At 70.9% G+C, this 20209-nt stretch carries 19 protein-coding genes; 13 read left to right on the forward strand and 6 right to left on the reverse strand.

Annotated features, from left to right (window positions below; translation table 11 throughout):
- Window positions 1-28: 28 nt before the first annotated feature.
- On the forward strand, window positions 29-445 hold the full coding sequence (locus tag JHE00_RS17935; protein WP_200319467.1) for a cytochrome c oxidase subunit 4: 417 nt from the start codon (window positions 29-31) through the stop codon (window positions 443-445).
- A gap of 50 nt (window positions 446-495) precedes the next feature.
- Here the strand turns inward: JHE00_RS17935 and JHE00_RS17940 are convergent, their stop codons facing one another.
- On the reverse strand, window positions 496-1266 hold the full coding sequence (locus tag JHE00_RS17940; protein ID WP_200320360.1) for an EamA family transporter: 771 nt from the start codon (window positions 1264-1266) through the stop codon (window positions 496-498).
- 173 nt (window positions 1267-1439) lie between these two features.
- Between JHE00_RS17940 and JHE00_RS17945 the strand changes: the two genes are divergently transcribed.
- Window positions 1440-2423, forward strand: coding sequence for a GlxA family transcriptional regulator (locus JHE00_RS17945; protein ID WP_200319469.1), 984 nt, complete (start codon window positions 1440-1442; stop codon window positions 2421-2423).
- Here JHE00_RS17945 and trpD read toward each other — a convergent pair.
- Both trpD and JHE00_RS17955 read right to left on the reverse strand, forming a co-directional pair.
- Entirely contained in the window at window positions 2389-3426 is a 1038-nt protein-coding gene (trpD, locus tag JHE00_RS17950) for an anthranilate phosphoribosyltransferase (protein ID WP_200319471.1), read from the reverse strand. The genes JHE00_RS17945 and trpD overlap by 35 nt on opposite strands.
- A gap of 5 nt (window positions 3427-3431) precedes the next feature.
- On the reverse strand, window positions 3432-3851 hold the full coding sequence (locus JHE00_RS17955; protein ID WP_200319473.1) for a hypothetical protein: 420 nt from the start codon (window positions 3849-3851) through the stop codon (window positions 3432-3434).
- 137 nt (window positions 3852-3988) lie between these two features.
- Between JHE00_RS17955 and ctaE the strand changes: the two genes are divergently transcribed.
- Genes ctaE through qcrB form a run of 4 tightly spaced genes read left to right on the forward strand, consistent with a single transcriptional unit; the run spans window position 3989 to window position 8312 of the window.
- Entirely contained in the window at window positions 3989-4618 is a 630-nt protein-coding gene (gene ctaE / locus JHE00_RS17960; RefSeq protein WP_200319475.1) for an aa3-type cytochrome oxidase subunit III, read from the forward strand.
- Between the two features lie 46 nt (window positions 4619-4664).
- Window positions 4665-5489, forward strand: a complete 825-nt coding sequence (gene qcrC / locus JHE00_RS17965; protein ID WP_230424533.1) for a cytochrome bc1 complex diheme cytochrome c subunit — start codon at window positions 4665-4667, stop codon at window positions 5487-5489.
- Between the two features lie 4 nt (window positions 5490-5493).
- Window positions 5494-6642, forward strand: a complete 1149-nt coding sequence (gene qcrA, locus JHE00_RS17970) for a cytochrome bc1 complex Rieske iron-sulfur subunit (RefSeq protein WP_200319477.1) — start codon at window positions 5494-5496, stop codon at window positions 6640-6642.
- Window positions 6639-8312 carry a cytochrome bc1 complex cytochrome b subunit gene (gene qcrB / locus JHE00_RS17975; protein ID WP_200319479.1) on the forward strand — a complete coding sequence of 558 codons (1674 nt, stop codon included), beginning with the start codon at window positions 6639-6641 and terminating at the stop codon, window positions 8310-8312. The genes qcrA and qcrB overlap by 4 nt, the downstream gene beginning before the upstream one ends.
- A 67-nt stretch (window positions 8313-8379) precedes the next feature.
- On the opposite strand, the gene JHE00_RS17980 is transcribed toward qcrB, so the two are convergent.
- Together JHE00_RS17980 and JHE00_RS17985 are read right to left on the reverse strand one after the other, a co-directional pair.
- On the reverse strand, window positions 8380-8661 hold the full coding sequence (locus tag JHE00_RS17980; protein ID WP_200319481.1) for an Lrp/AsnC family transcriptional regulator: 282 nt from the start codon (window positions 8659-8661) through the stop codon (window positions 8380-8382).
- A 150-nt stretch (window positions 8662-8811) separates the two neighbouring features.
- Entirely contained in the window at window positions 8812-10503 is a 1692-nt protein-coding gene (locus tag JHE00_RS17985) for a DEDD exonuclease domain-containing protein (RefSeq protein ID WP_200319484.1), read from the reverse strand.
- 119 nt (window positions 10504-10622) lie between these two features.
- On the opposite strand from JHE00_RS17985, the gene JHE00_RS17990 reads away from it, so the two are divergent.
- The 6 genes from JHE00_RS17990 to JHE00_RS18015 all read left to right on the forward strand — a co-directional run bounded on the left by JHE00_RS17990 (window position 10623) and on the right by JHE00_RS18015 (window position 17708).
- Window positions 10623-11450, forward strand: coding sequence for an endonuclease/exonuclease/phosphatase family protein (locus tag JHE00_RS17990; protein WP_200319486.1), 828 nt, complete (start codon window positions 10623-10625; stop codon window positions 11448-11450).
- Window positions 11451-11486: 36 nt separating this feature from the next.
- Complete coding sequence (locus tag JHE00_RS17995) at window positions 11487-12866, forward strand: NYN domain-containing protein (protein WP_200319488.1); 1380 nt, start codon at window positions 11487-11489, stop codon at window positions 12864-12866.
- 74 nt (window positions 12867-12940) lie between these two features.
- Complete coding sequence (locus tag JHE00_RS18000; RefSeq protein WP_200319490.1) at window positions 12941-14728, forward strand: D-alanyl-D-alanine carboxypeptidase family protein; 1788 nt, start codon at window positions 12941-12943, stop codon at window positions 14726-14728.
- Between the two features lie 58 nt (window positions 14729-14786).
- Window positions 14787-15011 carry a hypothetical protein gene (locus JHE00_RS18005; RefSeq protein ID WP_200319492.1) on the forward strand — a complete coding sequence of 75 codons (225 nt, stop codon included), beginning with the start codon at window positions 14787-14789 and terminating at the stop codon, window positions 15009-15011.
- A 426-nt stretch (window positions 15012-15437) separates the two neighbouring features.
- On the forward strand, window positions 15438-16505 hold the full coding sequence (locus JHE00_RS18010) for a C40 family peptidase (RefSeq protein ID WP_200319493.1): 1068 nt from the start codon (window positions 15438-15440) through the stop codon (window positions 16503-16505).
- Between the two features lie 45 nt (window positions 16506-16550).
- Window positions 16551-17708, forward strand: a complete 1158-nt coding sequence (locus JHE00_RS18015) for a glycosyltransferase family 4 protein (RefSeq protein ID WP_200319495.1) — start codon at window positions 16551-16553, stop codon at window positions 17706-17708.
- Here JHE00_RS18015 and JHE00_RS18020 read toward each other — a convergent pair.
- A complete protein-coding gene (locus JHE00_RS18020; protein WP_200319496.1) occupies window positions 17692-18330 on the reverse strand; it encodes a nucleoside/nucleotide kinase family protein in 639 nt (212 codons plus the stop codon). The genes JHE00_RS18015 and JHE00_RS18020 overlap by 17 nt on opposite strands.
- A 300-nt stretch (window positions 18331-18630) precedes the next feature.
- Between JHE00_RS18020 and JHE00_RS18025 the strand changes: the two genes are divergently transcribed.
- A complete protein-coding gene (locus JHE00_RS18025) occupies window positions 18631-19866 on the forward strand; it encodes a cytochrome P450 family protein (protein WP_200320364.1) in 1236 nt (411 codons plus the stop codon).
- The last annotated feature ends 343 nt before the right edge of the window (window positions 19867-20209 follow it).

Raw genomic sequence — 20209 nt, forward strand, 5'->3', positions numbered from 1 at the left:
GCCCGAGCGAACCAGTAAGGACACGGCAATGAAGGTCGAAGCCCGGATTTTCGACATCGTCACGGTCTTCGCTTTCCTCGTAGCGATCGTCTACGCGGTGATGACCGGCTCCATGACGCGGGACGGCGTGGAGCCCATCGGGACGGTCGCGCTGCTCCTCACCGGCGCGCTCGCGCTGCTCGTGGGCAGCTACTTCCGGTTCGTGGCCCGGCGTATCGAGGCCAGGCCCGAGGACCGCGAGGAGGCCGAGGTCAGCGACGGTGCGGGTGAGCTGGGCTTCTTCAGCCCCGGCAGCTACTGGCCCGTGGCTCTGGCCGCCGCGGCCGCGATGGGCGGTCTCGCGCTGGCGTTCTTCCAGATCTGGCTGCTGATCTTCGCGATCATCGCGCTGCTGATCGCCATCGGCGGACTGGTCTTCGAGTACCACACCGGTCCCAGCCACTGAGGCTTGCCAGCAAGGCCCCTGTCGCTTCGGCGGCAGGGGCCTTTCTGCTGTCAGCAGGAGTTCCGTCTCCGGGCCGGCGCCATCGCGGCGACGAGCACGGCGAGCATCCCGGCGCCCTCGACGAGGCTCACGCGGTGGCCGTAGGCGAGCACGTCGACCAGCACCGCGACCACCGGGTAGACGTAGGACAGCAGCGCCACGGTCGTGGTCGGCAGCATGCCGACGCTGCCGTACATCAGCACGTACATCACCGCCGTGTGCACCGAGCCGAGCAACGCCAGCCACAGCAGCCCGCCCGGGTCGGACGGCAGCGGCGTGAACACCAGTGCCGGGGCCAGCAGGACCGTGCCGAGGCCCAGTTGGATCGCCGCGAGCAGGTGCGGCCGGAGGTGGCTCAGCTGCTTCGCGATCAGAGTGGCCCCGGCGTAGAGCACCGCGGCCGCCAGCGCGAGTGCCACACCGCCGAACGCGACGGCCGCCCTGGCGAGGTGCCCGCGCGTCACCTTCTCGCCCAGTAGCAGGGCAGCCAGACCGACCAGCAGCAGCGGCTGCGTGTGGTAGACGACCGTGCTGACCGAGATCGACGACAGCGCGTACGAGGCGAACAACAGCACCCAGTTGCCCACCAACAGCACGCCGCCGAGCGCGGCGAGGGCGAACTCGCGCCTGCTGAGCGTCAGTGCGGAGGGCCGCAACCAGCCGCGAGCCGCGCACCACACGGCGAGCAGCACGCCACCCACGAGGCAGCGCGCGAACGCCACCGCGGGCGCCTCGGCGCCGCTCTCCAGCACGACCGCCCCGATGGTTCCCGAGAGGGCCATCGCCGCCGTCAACTGCAGCAGCGCGTTCCGTGAGCCGTGCTCCGGGGCGGAGGGCCGGGTCGCCGCCGTTGTCGGTGTCGTTGTCGTCATGCGCTTCAGCCTCGACGGCCGGGCGCGAGCCGACGAGTGGCAGAGATGACATGGACCGCAAAGCTTGTGACAGCCTCGCGGTCATGCGCGTCGACAGGGTCGCCGTGGTGGTGGCGAACGAGGTCTCGCCGTTCGAGCTGGGAGTGGCGTGCGAGGTGTTCGGCACCGACCGCTCGGCCGCCGGGATGCCTGGCTGGGACTTCGCCGTGTGCTCACCGGAGGGTGAACCGGTACGCAGCTGGTCGGGCTTCGACGTGGGCGGCCTGAGGACTCTCGAGTTCGCGGCCTCGGCGGAGCTGCTCGTGGTGCCGACCTGCGCGCCCCGCACGAGCCCGCCCCCGGAACCGCTGCTGGCGGCGCTGCGCGACGCCCACGCCCGCGGCGCCTGGGTGGCGGGGTTCTGCTCCGGCGTCTTCTCGCTGGGCCACGCGGGCCTGCTCGACGACCGCGACTGCGCCGTGCACTGGGTGTACGAGCGGGAGTTCGCCCCTCGGTTCCCGTCGGCGAGGATCGACGCCGGCGCGCTCTACGCCGAGGACGACGGGGTGTTCACCAGCGCGGGCACGGTGGCGGCCGTGGACCTGTGCCTGCACCTCGTGCGCGAGCTGCGCGGCGTCGAGGCCGCCACGGCGCTGGCCCGCAGGATGGTCGCCTCGCCACACCGTCCCGGCGGGCAGGCCCAGTTCGTGCAGGCGCCCGTTCCGGAGGCGAAGGCGCCCGACGACGCAGTGCTCGCCGAGGTGCTGGAGTGGATCGAGCGCCGCCTCGACCAGCCGCTGACGGTCGCCGAGCTGGCCAGGCGCAGTGGACTGCGCCAGCGCTCGTTCCTGCGCCGCTTCGCGTCGGCGACCGGCACGACGCCGCACCGCTGGCTCACCGAGCGCAGGCTCGACCGCGCGCAGGGACTGCTCGAGAACGGCGGGCTCTCGGTGGAGGAGATCGCCGTGGCGTGCGGGTACTCCTCGGCGGCGGCGCTGCGCCACCAGTTCACGCGGCTGCGCGGAACCTCACCGAGTGCCTACCGGAAAACGTTCAGAGCGCCGACGAGAACTCGGCCCAGCGGCTGAGCAGGCTCGCCGCGGCGCCGGAGTCGATGGCGTCGGCGGCCTTGCCGAGACCGGCCGAGAGGTCGCCCGTCAGGTCGCCGGAGAAGCCCGCGAACGCCGCGAGCGCGCCCGCCGCGTTCACCAGCACGGCGTCGCGCACCGGGCCGGTCTTGCCACCGACCAGCTCGCGCACCACCTCGGCGTTGACCTCCGCATCGCCGCCGCGCAGGTCCTCCGTCGTCGCCCTCGGCAGGCCGAGCGCGGCCGGGTCGATCGACTCCTCGCGGATCTCGCCGCCGGAGATGACCCACGCCGAGCTGGTGGTCGTGGTGGTGATCTCGTCGAGACCATCGTCGCCGCGCACCAGCAGCACGCTGCGACCGCGCTGGGCGAACACCTCGGCGAGCACCCGCGTCTTGTCGGCGTAGGCGCAGCCGATCATGCCCGCGGCGGGACGCGCCGGGTTGGTGAGCGGGCCGAGCAGGTTGAACGTCGTGGGCACGCCCAGCTCCCTGCGCGGGCCGCCGGTGTAGCGGAACGCGGGGTGGAAGGACGGAGCGAAGCAGAACCCAATGCCGAGCTCGGCGACACAACGCTCCACGTTCTCCGGCGACTGCTCGATGGCCACCCCGAGCGCCTCCAGGACGTCGGCTGCGCCGGACTTCGACGAGGCGGCGCGGTTGCCGTGCTTGACCACCGGCGCACCGGCCGCGGCCACGACCAGCGACGACATCGTGGAGATGTTGACGGAACCGGAGCGGTCGCCGCCGGTACCGACGACGTCCACCGCGCGGCCCGCCACGTCGACGGTGCGCGCGTGCGCGAGCATCGCGGTGGCCATGCCGGAGATCTCGGCGGGCGTCTCACCCTTCGCGCGCAGGGCGACGGCGAAGCCGCCGATCTGCGCGGGGGTGGCCGCGCCGGACATGATCTGGTCCATGGCCCACTCGGTCTCGGCCTCGGCGAGGTCGACGCCTTCGATGAGCCTGCCCAGCACCGAGGGCCAGGTGTGCGTGTCCGCCATGCGGATCAGCCGCGTACGACGGGAACCCGTCGCGCACGCAGCACGTCCGCGACGGTCTCGGCTGCGGCCAGCGGGTCGAGCGGATGCACGAGCACGCCATCCGCCTGCGACCACGTGGCGAGCCACCGGTCGTCCTTGCGCCGCACCGCGACCACGATGGGCGGGCAGTCGTCGATCTCGTGCTTGAGCTGACGGGTGAGGCCGATGCCACCGGTCGGCTGGGCCTCGCCGTCGAGGATCGCCAGGTCGATCTCGCCCGAGTCCATCTCGGTGAGCACGTCGGAGACCCCATCGGCCTCGACGTAGTCGACCTTGCCGAGATCGGTGGCGGGCCTGCGGCCCACGGCGTTGATGATCGAGTCCCTGACCTCGGGCCGGTGGCTGAAAACCAGGATCCTCATCGCCTGCCCTGCCTGCTCCGACATGGTCACGCCCTCCGCGCCTCGCTGGTGGATTGGCCCTGATGCTATCGGTCTGACCCCGTGTCAACCCAGTGGGCCGGATAGTGTTCCACGACTCTCCGTAGGACCCGCTCTGCGCCCTCCGGCCAGGGGGAGACATAATGCGAAACGTGACAACGGCAGCTCCCACCATCAGCCAGCGGGTGCACTCGCTGAACAGGCCGAACATGGTCAGCGTCGGCACGATCGTCTGGCTGTCCAGCGAACTCATGTTCTTCGCTGGGCTGTTCGCGATGTTCTTCACGGTCAAGGCCCAGAACGACACCGGGCACTGGCCACCACTGAACCCGGCCAACGGTGAGCCGATCCATCTGGACATCCCGTATGCGCTGCCGTTCACGATCATCCTCGTGGCGTCGTCGTTCACCTGCCAGTTCGGCGTGTTCGCGGCGGAGCGGGGCGACGTCTTCGGCCTCCGGCGCTGGTACCTGATCACGCTGATCATGGGCACGGTGTTCGTGGCAGGCCAGGCGGGCGAGTACGTCACGCTGATCGGCGAGGGCGTCACCATCCCGTCCGGCGCCTACGGCACGGTCTTCTACCTGACCACCGGTTTCCACGGACTCCACGTCATCGGCGGTCTGATCGCGTTCGTCTACCTGCTGATCCGTACCCGGCTGAGCAAGTTCACGCCGGCGCAGGCGACCTCGGCGATCGTCGTCTCGTACTACTGGCACTTCGTCGACATCGTGTGGATCGGGCTCTTCGCGGTGATCTACATCGTTCCCTGACCACCAGCACTATCTGCCGAACTGACAGCAAGGGTTGCCGCAGAAGATGACCAGAAGCACAGAGTCCGGCACCGCCGGCAAGCGGCGCGCGGGTCGCCGCACGAAGTTCCGTCGGCGGATGGCCGGCCTGCTCGCGCTCAGCATGGCGCTGATCGCTGCGGGCGCCCTCTACGCGGTGTTCGCGCCGCAGCCGCAGACAGCCGAGGCGCAGGTCGACCCGGCGCTGCTGCGCAAGGGCGAGCAGATCTACAACAACACGTGCATCTCGTGCCACGGTGCGAACCTCGAGGGCGTCGAGGACAAGGGCCCGAACCTGATCGGTGTCGGCGACGCGGCCGTGTACTTCCAGACCTCCACCGGCCGCATGCCGATGGTGCGTCAGGAGGCCCAGGCCAACCGCAAGCCCGCGAAGCTGACGCCCGAGGAGATCGACGCGCTCGGCGCCTACATCCAGGCGCACGGCGGCGGCCCGGAGCGTCCCTCGGAGACCGGCCAGGCCCTGCGTGGCGAGGACCCGGCGCGCGGCGCCGAGCTGTTCCGCCTCAACTGCGCGTCCTGCCACAACTTCACCGGACAGGGCGGTGCTCTCTCGGCCGGCAAGTTCGCGCCTCACCTGGCGCCTGCCAACGAGGACGAGATCTACACCGCCATGCTCACCGGCCCCCAGAACATGCCGAAGTTCTCCGACCGGCAGCTGACGCCGGAGGAGAAGGAAGACATCATCGCCTACGTCAAGTCGGTGAACGAGGGCAACAACCCCGGCGGTAGCAGCCTCGGTGGCTTCGGACCGGCGTCCGAAGGTGTCGTCGCGTGGGTCGTGGGTATCGGCGCGCTGATCGGCGCCACCCTGTGGATCGGATCGAGGGCATAGAACCATGAGTAGCGGTAACGAGCCGGACCAGCGTCCGACGGACGAGGAGCTCGCGGCCATGAGCCGTGAGGAGCTTCTGCGTCTCGGCGGCAAGCTGGACGGCGTCGAGATCGTCGAGTACGAGGACCCGTGGCCGGTCAAGGGCACCAAGGCGGAGAAGCGCGCCGAGCGCGTCGTCGCGCTCTGGTTCCTGCTCGCGGCCGTGGCGGGCGTGGCCTTTTTCGTGGCCCTCATCTGGTGGCCGTGGCAGTACGAGCCGCCGTCGAACAGCGACGGGTACTTCTGGTACAGCCTCTACACGCCGGTGCTCGGCATCACGCTGGGCGTCGCGGTGCTCGCCATTTCGGTGGGCGTACTGGTGTACAGCAAGAAGTTCATCCCGGCCGAGGTCTCGGTCCAGCAGCGCAGCGACAACATGGGCAAGGGCTCTCCCGAGCTCGACCGCAAGACCTTCGTCGCGCACCTCGCCGACGCGGGCGAGCGCAGCACCATCGGCCGCCGGTCGATGATCAAGCGCAGCGCCGGTCTCGGCGCGGGCGTGCTGGGCCTCGGCGCGGTGGCGCTGCCGGTCGCGTCCTTCATCAAGAACCCGTGGGCGGACGCCAACGGCCCGGACTCGCTCGCCCACACGGGCTGGCAGCCGGAGTTCCCCGGCCAGATCGTCTACATGCGCCGGCACACCGGTGACTTCGGCGAGGTCTCGCTGGTGCGTCCCGAGGACCTCGACGCGGGCGGCATGGAGACGGTCTTCCCGTTCCGGGAGTCCGAGCGGGACGACCACGACGCGCTCGTGCACGCGCTCAAGCGCTCCGACAACCCCGTGATGCTGATCCGCCTGCGCCCCGACGACGCCGAGCAGGTCATCAAGCGCAAGGGTCAGGAAGACTTCAACTACGGCGACTACTACGCGTACACGAAGATCTGCAGCCACGTCGGCTGCCCGACCTCGCTGTACGAGCAGCAGACCAACCGGATCCTGTGCCCGTGCCACCAGTCGCAGTTCAACGCTCTCGAGTACGCCAAGCCCATCTTCGGCCCGGCCACGCGAGCGTTGGCGCAACTGCCCATCACGGTGCACAGTGATGGATACCTGATCGCGCGGCACGACTTCATCGAGCCGATCGGACCCGGTTACTGGGAGCGGAAGTCATGAGCTCACTCACCACGCCGACCAAGGGCTCCAGCGCTGTCCAGCGACATGCCGCCGACGCCGCCGACAACGCGGACAAGCGATACATCGCGGCCAAGGGCCTGCGCCACCAGATGAACAAGGTCTTCCCGACCCACTGGTCGTTCCTGCTCGGGGAGATCGCGCTCTACAGCTTCATCATCCTGATCATCTCCGGGGTGTACCTGACCCTGTTCTTCGATCCCTCCATGGAGGAGGTCGTCTACCAGGGCCCGTTCCAGAACCTGCAGGGCATCGAGATGTCCCGCGCGTTCGAGAGCACGCTCGAGATCTCCTTCGAGGTCCGAGGTGGACTGTTCGTCCGGCAGGTGCACCACTGGGCGGCGCTGATCTTCGTCGCCGCGATGATGGTCCACATGTTCCGCGTGTTCTTCACCGGAGCGTTCCGCAGGCCGCGCGAGGCCAACTGGATCATCGGCGCGCTGCTGCTCATCCTGGGCATGTTCGAGGGCTTCTTCGGCTACTCGCTGCCGGACGACCTGCTCTCCGGTACCGGTATCCGCGCGACTCTGTCGGGCATCGTGCTCTCGGTTCCCGTGGCGGGGACGTGGTTGCACTGGGCCTTGTTCGGGGGCGAGTTCCCCGGAATGGTGATCGTGCCGCGAATGTATACGCTGCACATCCTCATCATCCCGGGCATCATGCTCGCCCTGATCGCGGCGCACCTCGCACTGGTCTGGTACCAGAAGCACACGCAGTTCCCGGGTGTCCGTCGCAAGGAGACCAACGTCGTCGGCGTGCGCATCATGCCGATGTTCGCCGTCAAGGCCGGTGCGTTCTTCGCGGTGGTCACGGGCTTCGTCGCCCTGATGTCCGGGCTGTTCCAGATCAACGCCATCTGGCATCTGGGTCCGTACAACCCGTCACAAGTCTCGGCGGGTTCACAACCCGACTGGTACATGGCGTGGGCGGACGGCATCCTACGTATCTGGCCGGCGTGGGAGCTCTACATCGGCAACTACACGATCCCGCCGGTGTTCTTCGCCGGCGCGATCGGAATGGGCATTCTGTTCACGGTGCTCATCGCGTACCCGTTCATCGAGAAGAAACTCTCGAAGGACACCGCGCACCACAACCTGCTGCAGCGCCCCCGGGACGCACCGGTGAGGACGAGCCTCGGCGTCATGGCGATCTCGTTCTTCATGGTGCTCGAGCTGTCCGGCTTCAACGACATCATCGCGTACACGTTCGATCTCTCACTGAACGCGACGACGTGGGCAGGCCGGATCGGAGTGCTGGTGGTGCCACCGCTGGCGTACTTCATCACCTACCGGATCTGTCTCGGCCTGCAACGGGCCGACCGCGAGGTGCTCGAGCACGGTGTGGAGACCGGCATCATCAAGCGGCTCCCGCACGGTGAGTTCATCGAGATCCACCAGCCGCTGGGCCCGGTGGACGACCACGGTCACCCGCTGCCGCTGGAGTACCAGGGCGCGCCGGTGCCGAAGAAGATGAACAAGCTCGGCTCCGCCGGACACCCCGTGGCGGGTGGCTGGATCTCGCCCGACCCGGCCGAGGAGACCGCCGCTCTGGAGAGCGCGCGGGCCAACGGCCACAACGGTCACAACGGTGACGCTGAGTCCCAGCGGACCGAAGAGACCGAAGAGGCAGGCGCGGGCTCCCGCGAGCACTGACCGCCAGACACCATCGAGGCCCCCTGCGTACGACGCGGGGGGCCTCGATGCGTGTCGGGGGTTGTCTCTAGTCCTCGACACCGATCTCGAACGCCGACTCGGTGTCGGCCTTCGAGTAGGAGCGGAACGCGATGTGGGTGTCGGTGCCGAGCACGCCGTCGACCTTGCTGATCCTGGCCGGGATGAGGTCGGCGAGGCCCTCGTGGGTGGGTACGCGCACGAGGGCGATCAGGTCGACGTCACCGGCGCAGGAGTACACCTCGGACACCCCTTCGATGTCCGCGATCGCCTGGGCGGCTTCGGGGATGCTGTCCGCGGCGGCGTGAATCAGGACGATCGCGGTGATCAACGTGGGCCTCCTCGCAAGGGCATGGGCTTTCCGCGGTGATCGTAGCCCGGTGAGCCGGTGCGGCGCCCGTACGCGGTGAAGGGCACCTTTACCGCGTTCAGTGCAGTAAAGGTGCCCTTCACCGCATCTAGGCGCCAGTGCGGGGAGTGCTCAGGCGAGGTGTTCCAGCGTGGTGGCCGTGGCGGCGCGGTCCAGCCACGGGCGCCAGCCGCCCGCGCCGTGCGCAGGCTCGGCCCACGGCGTCGCCGTGCGCACCAGCCGCACCCCGGGTCCGGTCAGCCAGCGCAGGAGCACACCGGCCTCCTCGGCGGCGGCGCCGCGCAGCGGACCGGGGCCAGGCAGGACCGTCTCCGCCGAGGCCACGAGAGCGTCGACCACCGGCATCGGTGCCACCCCTCGGCGCGCGACGCCCGCCGAGGCGAGCCTGCCGTGTCGCACCACGGCGAACTCCCAGCCGCCCGCTCCGTCCGGAGCCGCGCCGACCAGCTCCGGAATGCCTGCCAGCGCCGCGAGCCGGTGCCCGCGCTCGACGCCGCGCAGCAGTGTCACCAGTTCGTCGCGCCTGCGGGCCGCCTGCTCGAAGTGCTCGGCCTCGGCGAGCGCGTCGACGTGTTCGCGAGCGGCGTGCAGCGCCGAATTGTCCGTGCCGCGCACGAGGTCGATGACGAGCCGCACGGAGGGCGTGTACTGCTCGACGCTCTGCCTGCCCGCACAAGGTGCCCCGCACCGGCCCAGCTCGGCCAGCACGCACGGCCGGGCGTCGGCGCCCGTGGCCGGGATGCGCTGGGTGCAGGTGCGCAGGCCGGTGGCGCCGGCCAGCGCGTCGGCGGCGACCTTGGCTCGGGCCTGCGAGCCGAACGGGCCGAGCGCGCCGTCGCGTTCGGTCCGCACCACCGACAGGCGCGGGAACGCCTCGTCGGTGAGCGTCACCCACCAGGCCTTCCTCGGGTTCTTCGAGCGGCGGTTGTAGGAGGGCCGGTGCGCGGCGAGCAGCCGCAGTTCCCGCACCTGCGCCTCCAGCGCGTGTGCGCACTCGATGCCGTCCACGCGGTCGGCGAGGCCCACCATCTCCCTGATCCGGCCTCTGCTGTCGGAGCCGGTGAAGTACTGGCGGACACGGCGGCGCAGGTTGTTCGAGGTGCCCACGTAGAGCACCTCGTCCCCTGGACCGCGGAAGAGGTACACACCGGGACGCTCGGGCAAGTGTGCGGCCATCCCACGTTTGCGGCGCTGCGCGGGCGTGACGTCAGGCAGGTAGTCGAGCAGTTCCTCCAGCGACTGCACGCCCAGCGGGCCGACGCGTTCCAGCAGCCCGTGCAGGACGTCCACCGTGGCCTTCGCGTCGTCGAGCGCCCGGTGGGTGGGCTTGGTGCGCGCGCCGAACACGGTCGCCAGCGCGGAGAGCCGGTGGCTGCGCGTGTCCTGCGGCGTCAGGACACGGCGCGCGAGCTTGAGGGTGCACACGACGGGCGGACGGGGCCAGGCGTAGCCGTGCCCCTGGCAGGCCGCGCGCAGAAAACCGACGTCGAAGCCCGCGTTGTGCGCCACCAGCACCGAGCCCGCGGCGAACTCGAGGAACGCGGGCAGTACCCGTTCGATGCGGGGGGCGGCCTGCACCATCGCCGTGGTGATGCCGGTGAGCGCGACGATCTGCGGCGGGATCGGCGCCGCGGGGTCGACGAGCGTGCCGAACTCGCCGAGCACTTCGCCGCCGCGCACCTTGACCGCCCCGATCTCGGTGATGCCCTGCGGGCCGGGCGCGCCGCCGGTGGTCTCCAGGTCGACGATGACGAACGTGGTGTCGCGCAGGGGAGTACCGAGTTCGTCGAACGTCAGCTGCATGATCGGCACCCTAGGCACGACCACCGACAGTTCTTCGCCACCGATTCACCGCCGCGTCGCCCTGGAAACGGACATCCGAGGGAATGATCAGCCTCACGACGACTCGTCTGGAGGTGACGATGCGGACGCTGAGGACGGGCAGGGGACCGCGACGGGCACTGACGCTCGCGCTGGCGGCAGGCACGCTGGCCGCGCTCACGACGGCCCCGGCGCATGCTGTGGGTGAGCTCACCGTGCTGTCGTTCAACATCCACCACGCGCAGGGCACCGACGACGTGCTGGACCTCGAGCGCACGGCGAGGGTGATCAGGTCCAGCGAGGCCGACGTGGTGGGCCTGCAGGAGGTCGACAAGCACTTCTCGGAGCGCAGCGACTGGGCCGACCAGGCGGGCGAGCTGGCCGAACTGCTCGGCTACCACGTCGCGTTCGGCGCCAACATCGACCGCGACCCTCCCGCGCAGGGCCGCCCGCGCGTCCAGTACGGCACCGCGGTCCTGTCGCGGTATCCGATCACCTCGGCGGAGAACACCCACCTGACCTCCTCGCCCGGCGAGGAGCAGCGCGGGTTGCTGCACGCTGAGCTGGACGTCGACGGGGTGCCCGTGCACCTGTACAACACCCACCTCGCCGCCGGCTCGGAGCAGGACCGCCTCAGCCAGGCCCGCGAGATCGTGGACCTCGCGGGTTCGGCCGAGCGGTCCGTGCTGGTGGGCGATCTCAACGCGCTGCCGGGCGCACCCGAGATCCGCACGCTCGACGAGGTGTTCACCGACGCGTGGACCGCGGGCGACGGCGATGGCGCGACGTATCCGTCCGCGTCGCCCGACCGGCGGATCGACTACGTCCTCACCGGGGGCTCGGCGCGGCCCGTGGAGACGAAGGTGCTGGACACGGAGCCCGAGGCCTCGGACCACCTGCCGGTCGTCTCGCGGGTGGAGATCCCATAGGGCGCGCTCTCGGCTCCAGGAAATTAAGCTTGATGGATGCTGCCGTCGTCCGCGCACTCCGACCGGCCCGGGGAAGAGCCTCCCGGGCCGGCTGCCGGCGTGCCCGGCGACCCCGAAGCACCCGACTCCGACGAACTCGACTGGCTCGCTCTGCCCGAGCCGGTGCGCGAGCGCATCGCGGAGCTGTCGGCCGCGGCACTCGGCAAGCTCCCCGCCGACGACATCCCGCGACAGCTGAGGCCCATCGCTCGCTTCGCCCCGGCCAAGCGGGCCAAGGTCGGGGGAACCGCGCTGCTCACCGGCCTGCGTGACTCGAGCCGGTTCCGCACCGCGGTACTGGAGTGGTTGCGTGAGCACCGCACCGACGCGCTCGACCCGAACTCGCCGGACTCCGTCTTCGCCGCGGCCGCGGCTGTGCTGCTCGGCGAGTCCAGTGCCACCTCCCGCGTGCGGCTGGTCGCCAAGAACACAGGGGAGACCGCGCTGCGGGTGGAGCGGGACGCGGCGGTCGCGAAGTCGCGGCGGCTGGAGGGTGAGCTGGAACGCCTGCGCTCCGAGCTGGACGAGGCCCGCGCCGCCGCCGAAGAGGCACGCGGAGAGCGTGAGGCCGAGCTGGACAAGCTGCGCGGCAGGCTGCGCGAGCAGGGTGTGGTGCTGCGGCAGGCCAAGGACGCCGCCGAGCAGGCGCGGGCCGAGGCCGAGCGAGCCGGTTCCGGTCGCGGCTCCGAGATCGACAACCTCGCCGCCCAGCTCGAGCGTGAGCGGCAGCGCGTCGCCACCGAACGGACGCGGGCCGACAAGGCGGTCGCGGAGGCCGAGAACGCGCGGCAGTCGGCCAGGGAGGCCCGCGATGCCGACGAGGTGCGCCTGTCGTTGCTGCTCGACACGCTCGGCGGCGCGGTCGACGGGCTGCGCCACGAGCTCTCCGTCGGCCACACCCGGCGCAGGCCCGCCGACACCGTGCGCGGCGCGGGCACCGGTAAGCACCACGGCGATCGCGTGCAGGACCCCGCGACGCTGGACCGGTTGCTGACGCTGCCGAACGCGCACGCGATCGTCGACGGCTACAACGTCACCAAGACCGGCTATCCTGAGCTGACGTTGGCCGAGCAGCGCAACCGGCTGATCGGCCAGCTCACGGCGCTGGCCGCGCGGACGGGCGCCGAGCTCACGGTGGTGTTCGACGGCGCGGGCGTGACTTCGATCCCGGCCGCGGCGCCGAGGGGCGTGCGGGTGCTGTTCTCCGATCCCGGCGTGCTCGCCGACGACGTGATCCGCTCGCTCGTCGCCTCGGAGCCGAGGGGCAGGCCGATTGTCGTCGCGACCTCCGATCAGGCCGTCGTCACCTCGGTCAGGGGCAGTGGGGCCCACGCGGTGCCCTCCGCTGTCTTCCTGGCGCGTCTCGGTCGCGTGTAGGTCCGCGCCCGGGGCGTGACATTCGCTGGTACGGCTCGTTGTCACTCGCGAGTCGCCGAGGCTGGAGGTCGCGGATGCGGGTGGGCAGGCTGTTGGTTCCGGTGGTGCTGACCGGGTCGATGCTGCTGCCGGTGCCTGCCGCCGCGCGGCAGCCCCCGCCTGCCGAGCGCGGCGGCGCGTGCGTAGCGGCCGGCATCGCGCCCGGTGCGGAGGTGCCCGACCCGAGGCCTGGGGAGGCCTTCGCCAACCCGGTGGTCGCGGACCTGCAGCGCGCCGCGAGCGAGGTGCAACGTGAGCTCGGCGAGCTCGCCGGCCGGATCGACACGGCTCAGCGGCGGGCCGACGACGCCGCCGCGAGGCTCGAGCGGGCCAGGGCCGACCGTGCGGCCGCGGAGTCGGCGCTGTCGGCTCAGCAGGTGGAGGTCGACGCTTTCTCCCGGTCGGTGTTTCGCGCGATGGGCAGGGCCGACGAGTTCCGCCTGCTGGTCACCTCGGTCAACGCGGGTGAGCTGCTGGACGGCACGTCGATGCTCGGCAGGCTCAGGGAAACGCAGGACCGGCGGCTGCTCGGCGCACTGGAACGGCAGCGCTCGGCCGCGGAGTCCGAACGCTCGGCGGCGGCCGCCGAGCGGGCCGCCACCGACTGCGTCACCGAACTGGAGCGCCGCAGCGGCGACGCGACCAACCGTGCCGACGCCGTCTCCGCCGAGCTGCGCGATCCGATCGCCGCGGCCAACGACGCCGTGGTGGCGCAGCAGCGGGCCCAGCGCGACCGCAACGAGGGCACGGCCGAGGGCTGGCGCGCCTACCTCGGCAGGCTCGCCGCGGCCGGTGTCGAGCCGCCGTCCGCGGCCGCGCTGCGCGACCCCGCGTCGCTGCCGGCCGGACTGCGCGCGCTGCCCGGCGAGGACGGCCGCCCGCAGGCGGGCGTGGCCCAGGTCGGTGTGGACGGTCAACGGCTGCTGGTCCTGCCCAGGGAGACGATCGACGCGGTGTCGGCCGCCGTGGACGCACTGGGCAGGCCGTACGTGCCGCGCGAGGGTGGCGAGGGGCCGGCGGCCTACTCGTGCGACGGGCTGGTGCGGTCGGTGTTCACGGGCGCCGGTCTGGACCTGCCCGCCGGCGTGGCAAAGCAGTTCGCCACCGGACGTCCGGTGGCGTCGGCCGACGCGCAGCCAGGCGACCTCGTGTTCGCGGGCCCCGAGCGCTACGGCGTGCAGTCGGTGGGCATCGTGCTCGACGACGCGACGATGCTCGTGGCCGATGCGCGCCTGGCCGGCGTGGTTGTGGCCGACCGGCCGGCTGGTGACAGCCTGCTCCGCGTCGTGCGCCCCTCGCTGGGCACGCGGGAGGCGGGTCCCGTCCCGCGGCGGGCAGAGGGCCGGCTCGCGTGGCGGTGCGGCGGCATCGAGCTGCCGTTGGGGCAGGAGGGCGCAGAAGACGAGGCCGCGGGCGCCTGGGGTGGTTATCCCAACGGGCTCATCCCCGGTGCGGCGCTGTGCCAGCTGGGCGTGGACTCGCACGTGCTGCGCTGCGACGCGGCCCAGGCGTTCCAGGCCATGTCCCGGGCGTACGCGGGGACGTTCGGCAGCGAGCTGTGCCTGACGGACTCCTACCGCACGTTCCCGGCCCAGGTGGACCTCTACCGGCGCAAGCCGGCTCTGGCGGCGGTTCCGGGCACCAGCAGCCACGGCTGGGGCCTCGCGGTGGACCTCTGCGGCGGCGCCGACTCGTTCGGCACGCCGCAGTACGACTGGCTTGTGGCCAACGCCAGGGAGTTCGGCTGGGTGAACCCCGAGTGGGCGCGCCAGGGCGGGGGCCGGGAGGAGCCGTGGCACTGGGAGTTCGTGGGTACCCGGTAGCGGGATGCGCTCCGGTGGTGGCCGGAAATTGTCGGTGGGGGTCCCTACCTTCTGCGGCATGGACTTCTTCGACGAAGACACGCTGGTCATCGACTGTGACCGTTGCCAGGTCCGCGGCGACGCCTGCTCCGAGTGCGTGGTGAGCGTGCTGCTCGGCGCGCCCCCGTCCGTGGAGTGGGACCCGGCCGAGCAACGCGCGGTGGACGCGCTCGCCGAGGCGGGGATGGTGCCGCGGTTACGCCTCGTGCCCGAACGGCCGAGGAAGCAGCGCCGGGCCGGTTGATTACAGCCGCAAACTCGGTGCGCCGAGCGGTCCATCCGATCAGGTGAACGGTCGGAAAGTATTCAGCTCCGCGTTGTTATATCTGTCACAGCGCGCGACTAAGCGCTGGTCTAAACGAGAAACCACGTCCGGTCGGCGAATTCGGCTGCGCCGTTGGTGGACGTGGGCACCGTCCTTTCGTAATCTGGCCGAGATCTCGCGCCAGGCAGCCGGTCGACCATGACCGGCGACGTGGGATCGCCGCCGAAACAGCTTGTAGTCGGGGAGCTGTGCCGGACCTGCTGTGCGACCTCAGGTAGGTGCTCGTGCCATTGGTACGGCCATGCCCGACGGCGCCGCGAACGTCGGAACGCGACGAGGGCCCCCGACCTCACCCGCGTCCCACGTCACCGGTAGGCGGCCGATAGCAAAGGAGACCTGCGCGACGTGCAGTCGCATCCCGTGAAGCGCGTGGTCTCGGGCGCGTTGGCGGCCTCCGCCGTGATCGCGGTCGTCACCTTCACCCAGGCCCCGGCCACCGCATCCCCCACCCCCGTCCCCCAGCGACCGACCCCGGCCCTCCAGCAGCCGAGTGGTTCCGACGCCCTCGAGGAATACCGCGACATGGCCGCCCAGGCCGAGCGGCTCAACGAGGAGTTCCTGCAGGCCGAAGAGGACCTCGAAGCCAGGGAAGGCGAGCTCGAGCAGGCCAACAAGGAGCTCGAGAACGCGGGCCAGGCCCAGCGTCAGGCCGCAGGCGACATCGACCGGTACCGCGTCGACGTCGACCGGTTCGCCGGTGCGTCGTTCACCAGCGGTGCCCAGCTGAACAAGCTGTCGGCGCTGCTGACCGGTAACTCGGCCCAGGACTTCCTCGACCGTTCGTCCGCGCTGGACATCCTGGCGACCGACAAGAACGAGGCGCTGACCAAGCTCAAGGGGGCCGTCGACTCGGCCACCGCTGCCGAGAACCAGGCAGCCGACGCGCAGCGCAGGGCGCAGGAGGCCAAGGACTCCGCCGCCCGCATCACCGCTGACCTCGAAGCGCGCAAGGAGCGCCTCGACCAGCAGGTCGAGGAACTGGCCGTGCAGGCGGGCCAGCTCAGCTCCGAGGACCAGGCCTCGCAGCAGGACACTGGCCCCGACGTCGGTCCTGTCACGGCGCCCGGCCAGGCGGCGCAGGTCGCCGTCGACGCCGCCATGAGCGTGCGGGGCAGCCCCTACGGCTGGGGCGCGACCGGTCCCAGCTCGTTCGACTGCTCCGGTCTCACGCAGTGGGCCTACTCGCAGGCGGGTATCAGCATCCCCCGCACGAGCAGCTCGCAGTCGACGTACGGCCAGTCCGTGTCGAGGGACCAGCTGCAGCCGGGCGACCTGGTGTTCTTCTACTCGCCCGTCACGCACGTCGGCATGTACATCGGCAACGGCATGATGGTGCACGCGCCCACCGAGGGTGACGTCGTGAAGGTCGCGCCGCTGCAGGACGAGTTCTCCGGCGCCCGCAGGGTCGCGTGACGAACGAACGCTAATTCCACATCCGGGGCGGGATAGTCTCCAGCCATGCGCCGCACGCTCTTGGTGACGAACGACTTCCCGCCCCGGCCTGGTGGAATCCAGTCCTATCTGCACGCTCTGACCACCCGGCTTCCCGCCGAGGACCTGGTGGTCTACGCGCCGTCGTGGGAGCGCGATTCCGGCTCGCACCGGAAGTTCGACGCCGAGGCCCCGTTCGAGGTCGTCCGGCATCCCACCTCTCTGATGCTGCCGACGCCCGACGTACTGGGGCGCGCCAAGGACATTCTGCGCGCACGCGGTTGTGAGGCCGTCTGGTTCGGCGCCGCCGCCCCGCTCGCGTTGCTCGGCAGTCCATTGCGGACAGCCGGAGCGCAGCGCGTGGTCGCGTGCACCCACGGCCACGAGGTCGGCTGGTCCATGGTTCCCGCCGCACGCCAGGCCTTGCGGCGCATCGGCGACACCGCGGACGTCGTCACCTACGTCAGCGACTACACGCGCCGCCGGTTCGCGGCCGCGTTCGGCCCGCTCGCCGGTCTCGAGCATCTGCCCTCCGGCGTCGATCCGGACGTGTTCAAGCCCGACGACGTGGCGCGCGCGGAGATCCGCGAGCGGCACGGCCTCGGGGACCGGCCGGTGGTGGTGTGCGTGTCGCGCCTGGTGCCGCGCAAGGGGCAGGACATGCTCGTGCGTGCGCTGCCGGAGCTGCGCAAGCGCGTGCCGGACGCGGCACTGCTGCTGGTCGGCGGCGGCCCGCACCGCAAGCGGCTCGGGCAACTGGCCGTCGAGAACGACGTCGAGGAGCACGTGGTGCTCACCGGTTCGGTGCCGTGGGAGGAACTGCCGGCCCACTACGCCGCGGGCGACGTGTTCGCGATGCCCGCGCGCACGCGAGGCAAGGGCCTGGACGTGGAAGGGCTCGGCATCGTCTACCTGGAGGCCTCGGCCACCGGCCTGCCCGTGGTGGCCGGCAACTCGGGTGGAGCGCCGGAGACCGTGCTCGACGAGGTGACCGGCCACGTGGTGGACGGCAGGCGGCTCGACCAGCTCGTCGACGCCGTGGCCCCGCTGCTCGCCGACCCGGTGCGCGCACGGCGCATGGGGCAGGAGGGCCGCCGGTGGGTCAGCGAGCACTGGCGGTGGGACATCCTCGCCAGGCGGCTCGCCGCGATGCTCGACGGCACGCCGGTCACGCTCGCGGGCTGACCCGCACCGCCGGGTTGCGCGGGTGGTCCATCCGCACCACGACGTCGGCCGTCTCGACGGGGCGCACCTCGCGCTCGTACCGCTCGTAGGCGGGCAGTGCCCAGCGCTGCCCGGCCGGCAGCCGTCGTTCCCGCGCGGCGGGGGAGAGCCACAGGTGCACGGTGAGGTCGAACGCGAGCCCGCTGCCGAGCAGCAGCTCGCCGTCCACCAGCAGCACCGCGCCCGGTGGCAGGTCGGTGCGGGGCAGGCGGTAGGCGCGGTCGCGTTCGGGGTCCCACAGCGCGGGCAGCACGGCCCCGCTGCCGCCGGGACCCGCCGGGTCGAGCACCTCGCGGCGCAGCGCGCCGAGGTCGAGCCAGTCCTCGTAGCGCACGTCGGGGTCATGGCGACCCCGCTCCAGCCGCACCGAGGCCGGGCGCAGGAAGTCGTGCGCCGACACGCGCAGCACCTCGCGGCCCAGCACCCGCAGTGGGTCGACGAGCGCGTCGGCCAGCTCGGCGGGCCCGCCGCCCGCGCCGTCCACCGCGACGCGAACCCGGTCGCCGGAGGCGTGCTCCGCGATGCGCTCGGTGAGCTCCTCCACCAGCAGCTCCGGTGACACCGGCCGGTACCGCGCGCTCATCGGGACACCTCGGTGAGCACGAGCTCGCGGAGGTCCTGGGTCACCGTCGGATCGGCGCAGGCGGGCACCGGCACATCGTAAAAGGCGATGGTGCGTCGCGATTCACGCGCCGGTCGCTGCGATGCATCCGATCGGGTCACCGTGCGGCGATCGTGCCCACGCGCGGAGGCTGGTCAGGGGTAGTCCACAGTGGAACTTCGTCCCGCGTCCGTCGAGGTTTGGCGTGCCAGCGCGTATCGCAGGCCACGAGACGACTGATCGACGGGCACCCGCGGCGCCGCTGATCCGTTGGACGGGGTGATGGTGATCGACCACGGCAGGGAGGCCGAAGTGAGCGCACCGAGCAGACTCGGCGAGGAGTTCGTCCAGGATCCGCACACGATCGCGCGGATGCTGCGCGAGGAGGGGCCGGTACGGCCGGTGCACAGCCGCAGCGGCCTGCCCGCGTGGATCGTCACCGGTTACGCCGAGGCCAAGGCCCTGCTGTCGGACCCGCGACTGCACAAGGACGCGAGCACGCGGCCCGAGCTGTTCGCCAACCTGCGCGCCGCGAGCGGTGCTCAGGCCAGCCCGAGCACCTTGCTGCTGTCCGAGCACCTGCTCAACAGCGACCCGCCGGATCACACGCGGCTGCGCAGGCTCGTCACCAAGGCGTTCACCGCCGGTACCGTCGCGCGGCTGCGCCCTCGGATCGAGCAGATCGCCGACGAGCTGCTGGACGACCTTGCGGGCCGCGACGAGGCCGACCTACTGGAGGCCTACGCGTTTCCGTTGCCCGTCACGGTGATCTGCGAGCTGCTCGGGGTGCCCGCCGAGGACCGCGAGAAGTTCCGGGCCTGGTCGGCGTCGCTGATCACGGCGAGCGGCCCGCAGGAGGCGGGGACGGCGTCGAAGGAGCTGGCCGAGTACTTGACCGCGCTGCTGGACCGGAAACGGGCCACGCCGGGCGAGGACCTGCTGTCCGACCTGGTGCACGTGTCCGACGAGGGCGACCAGCTCTCGGAGGCCGAGCTGGTGTCGATGGCCTTCCTGCTCCTGGTCGCGGGCCACGAGACCACCGTGAGCCTGATCGCCAACGGCGTGCTCGCGTTGCTGCGCGCGCCGGACCAGCTCGACGCGCTGCGGGCGGACCCCTCGTTGCTGCCGGGCGCGGTCGAGGAGTTCCTGCGCTTCGACGGTCCGATCAACATCGCGACCCTGCGCTTCACCAGCGAACCGGTCGGCGTCGGCGACGTGGAGATCCCCGAGAACGCGCTCGTGTTCGTGTCGCTGCTGGCAGCCAACCGCGACGAGAAGCGCTTCCCCGAACCCGAGCGGCTCGATCTCACCCGGCAGACGGGCGGGCATCTGGCGTTCGGCCACGGCATCCACTACTGCGTCGGTGCGCCGCTGGCCCGGCTCGAGGGGGAGATCGCGATCGGCAGGCTGCTCGACCGGTTCCCCGGGCTGGCTCTGGCCGAGGCGACGGATCGGCTGCGCTGGCGCGACAGCACTCTCGTGCACGCGCTCGAGTCCCTGCGCGTGCGGCTGGTGTGATCGTCGGCCCGCGCCGGATCCTTTGTGGACGTATGGTCCGTGTGAGTTGGGCTGGCGCGGGCCGACGCGGATATGGCCGCCACTGCCTCGAGAACTATGTGACACTGAGGTTGCGCGTGTTACTGAAGTCCTGGTTCAGACCGCGCGAGTGGCGCGATCTCGACAAGATCACCTTATCGGGTTTTGCGATTAATCATCATGATCGTTGATCACCCTGTGCTGTCAGTTTTTCCTGCTATATCAATAATCGAGTGAGATCTAGACCACTTCTCGCGGGATCCGTTCACGGCCTGGTGTCCTCTTTGTAGTGACAGGCGGATGAAGAGATCATGAGAAGATTTTT

The organism is Prauserella cavernicola, assembly GCF_016595675.1.
GTDB classification, from domain to species: domain Bacteria; phylum Actinomycetota; class Actinomycetes; order Mycobacteriales; family Pseudonocardiaceae; genus Prauserella_A; species Prauserella_A cavernicola.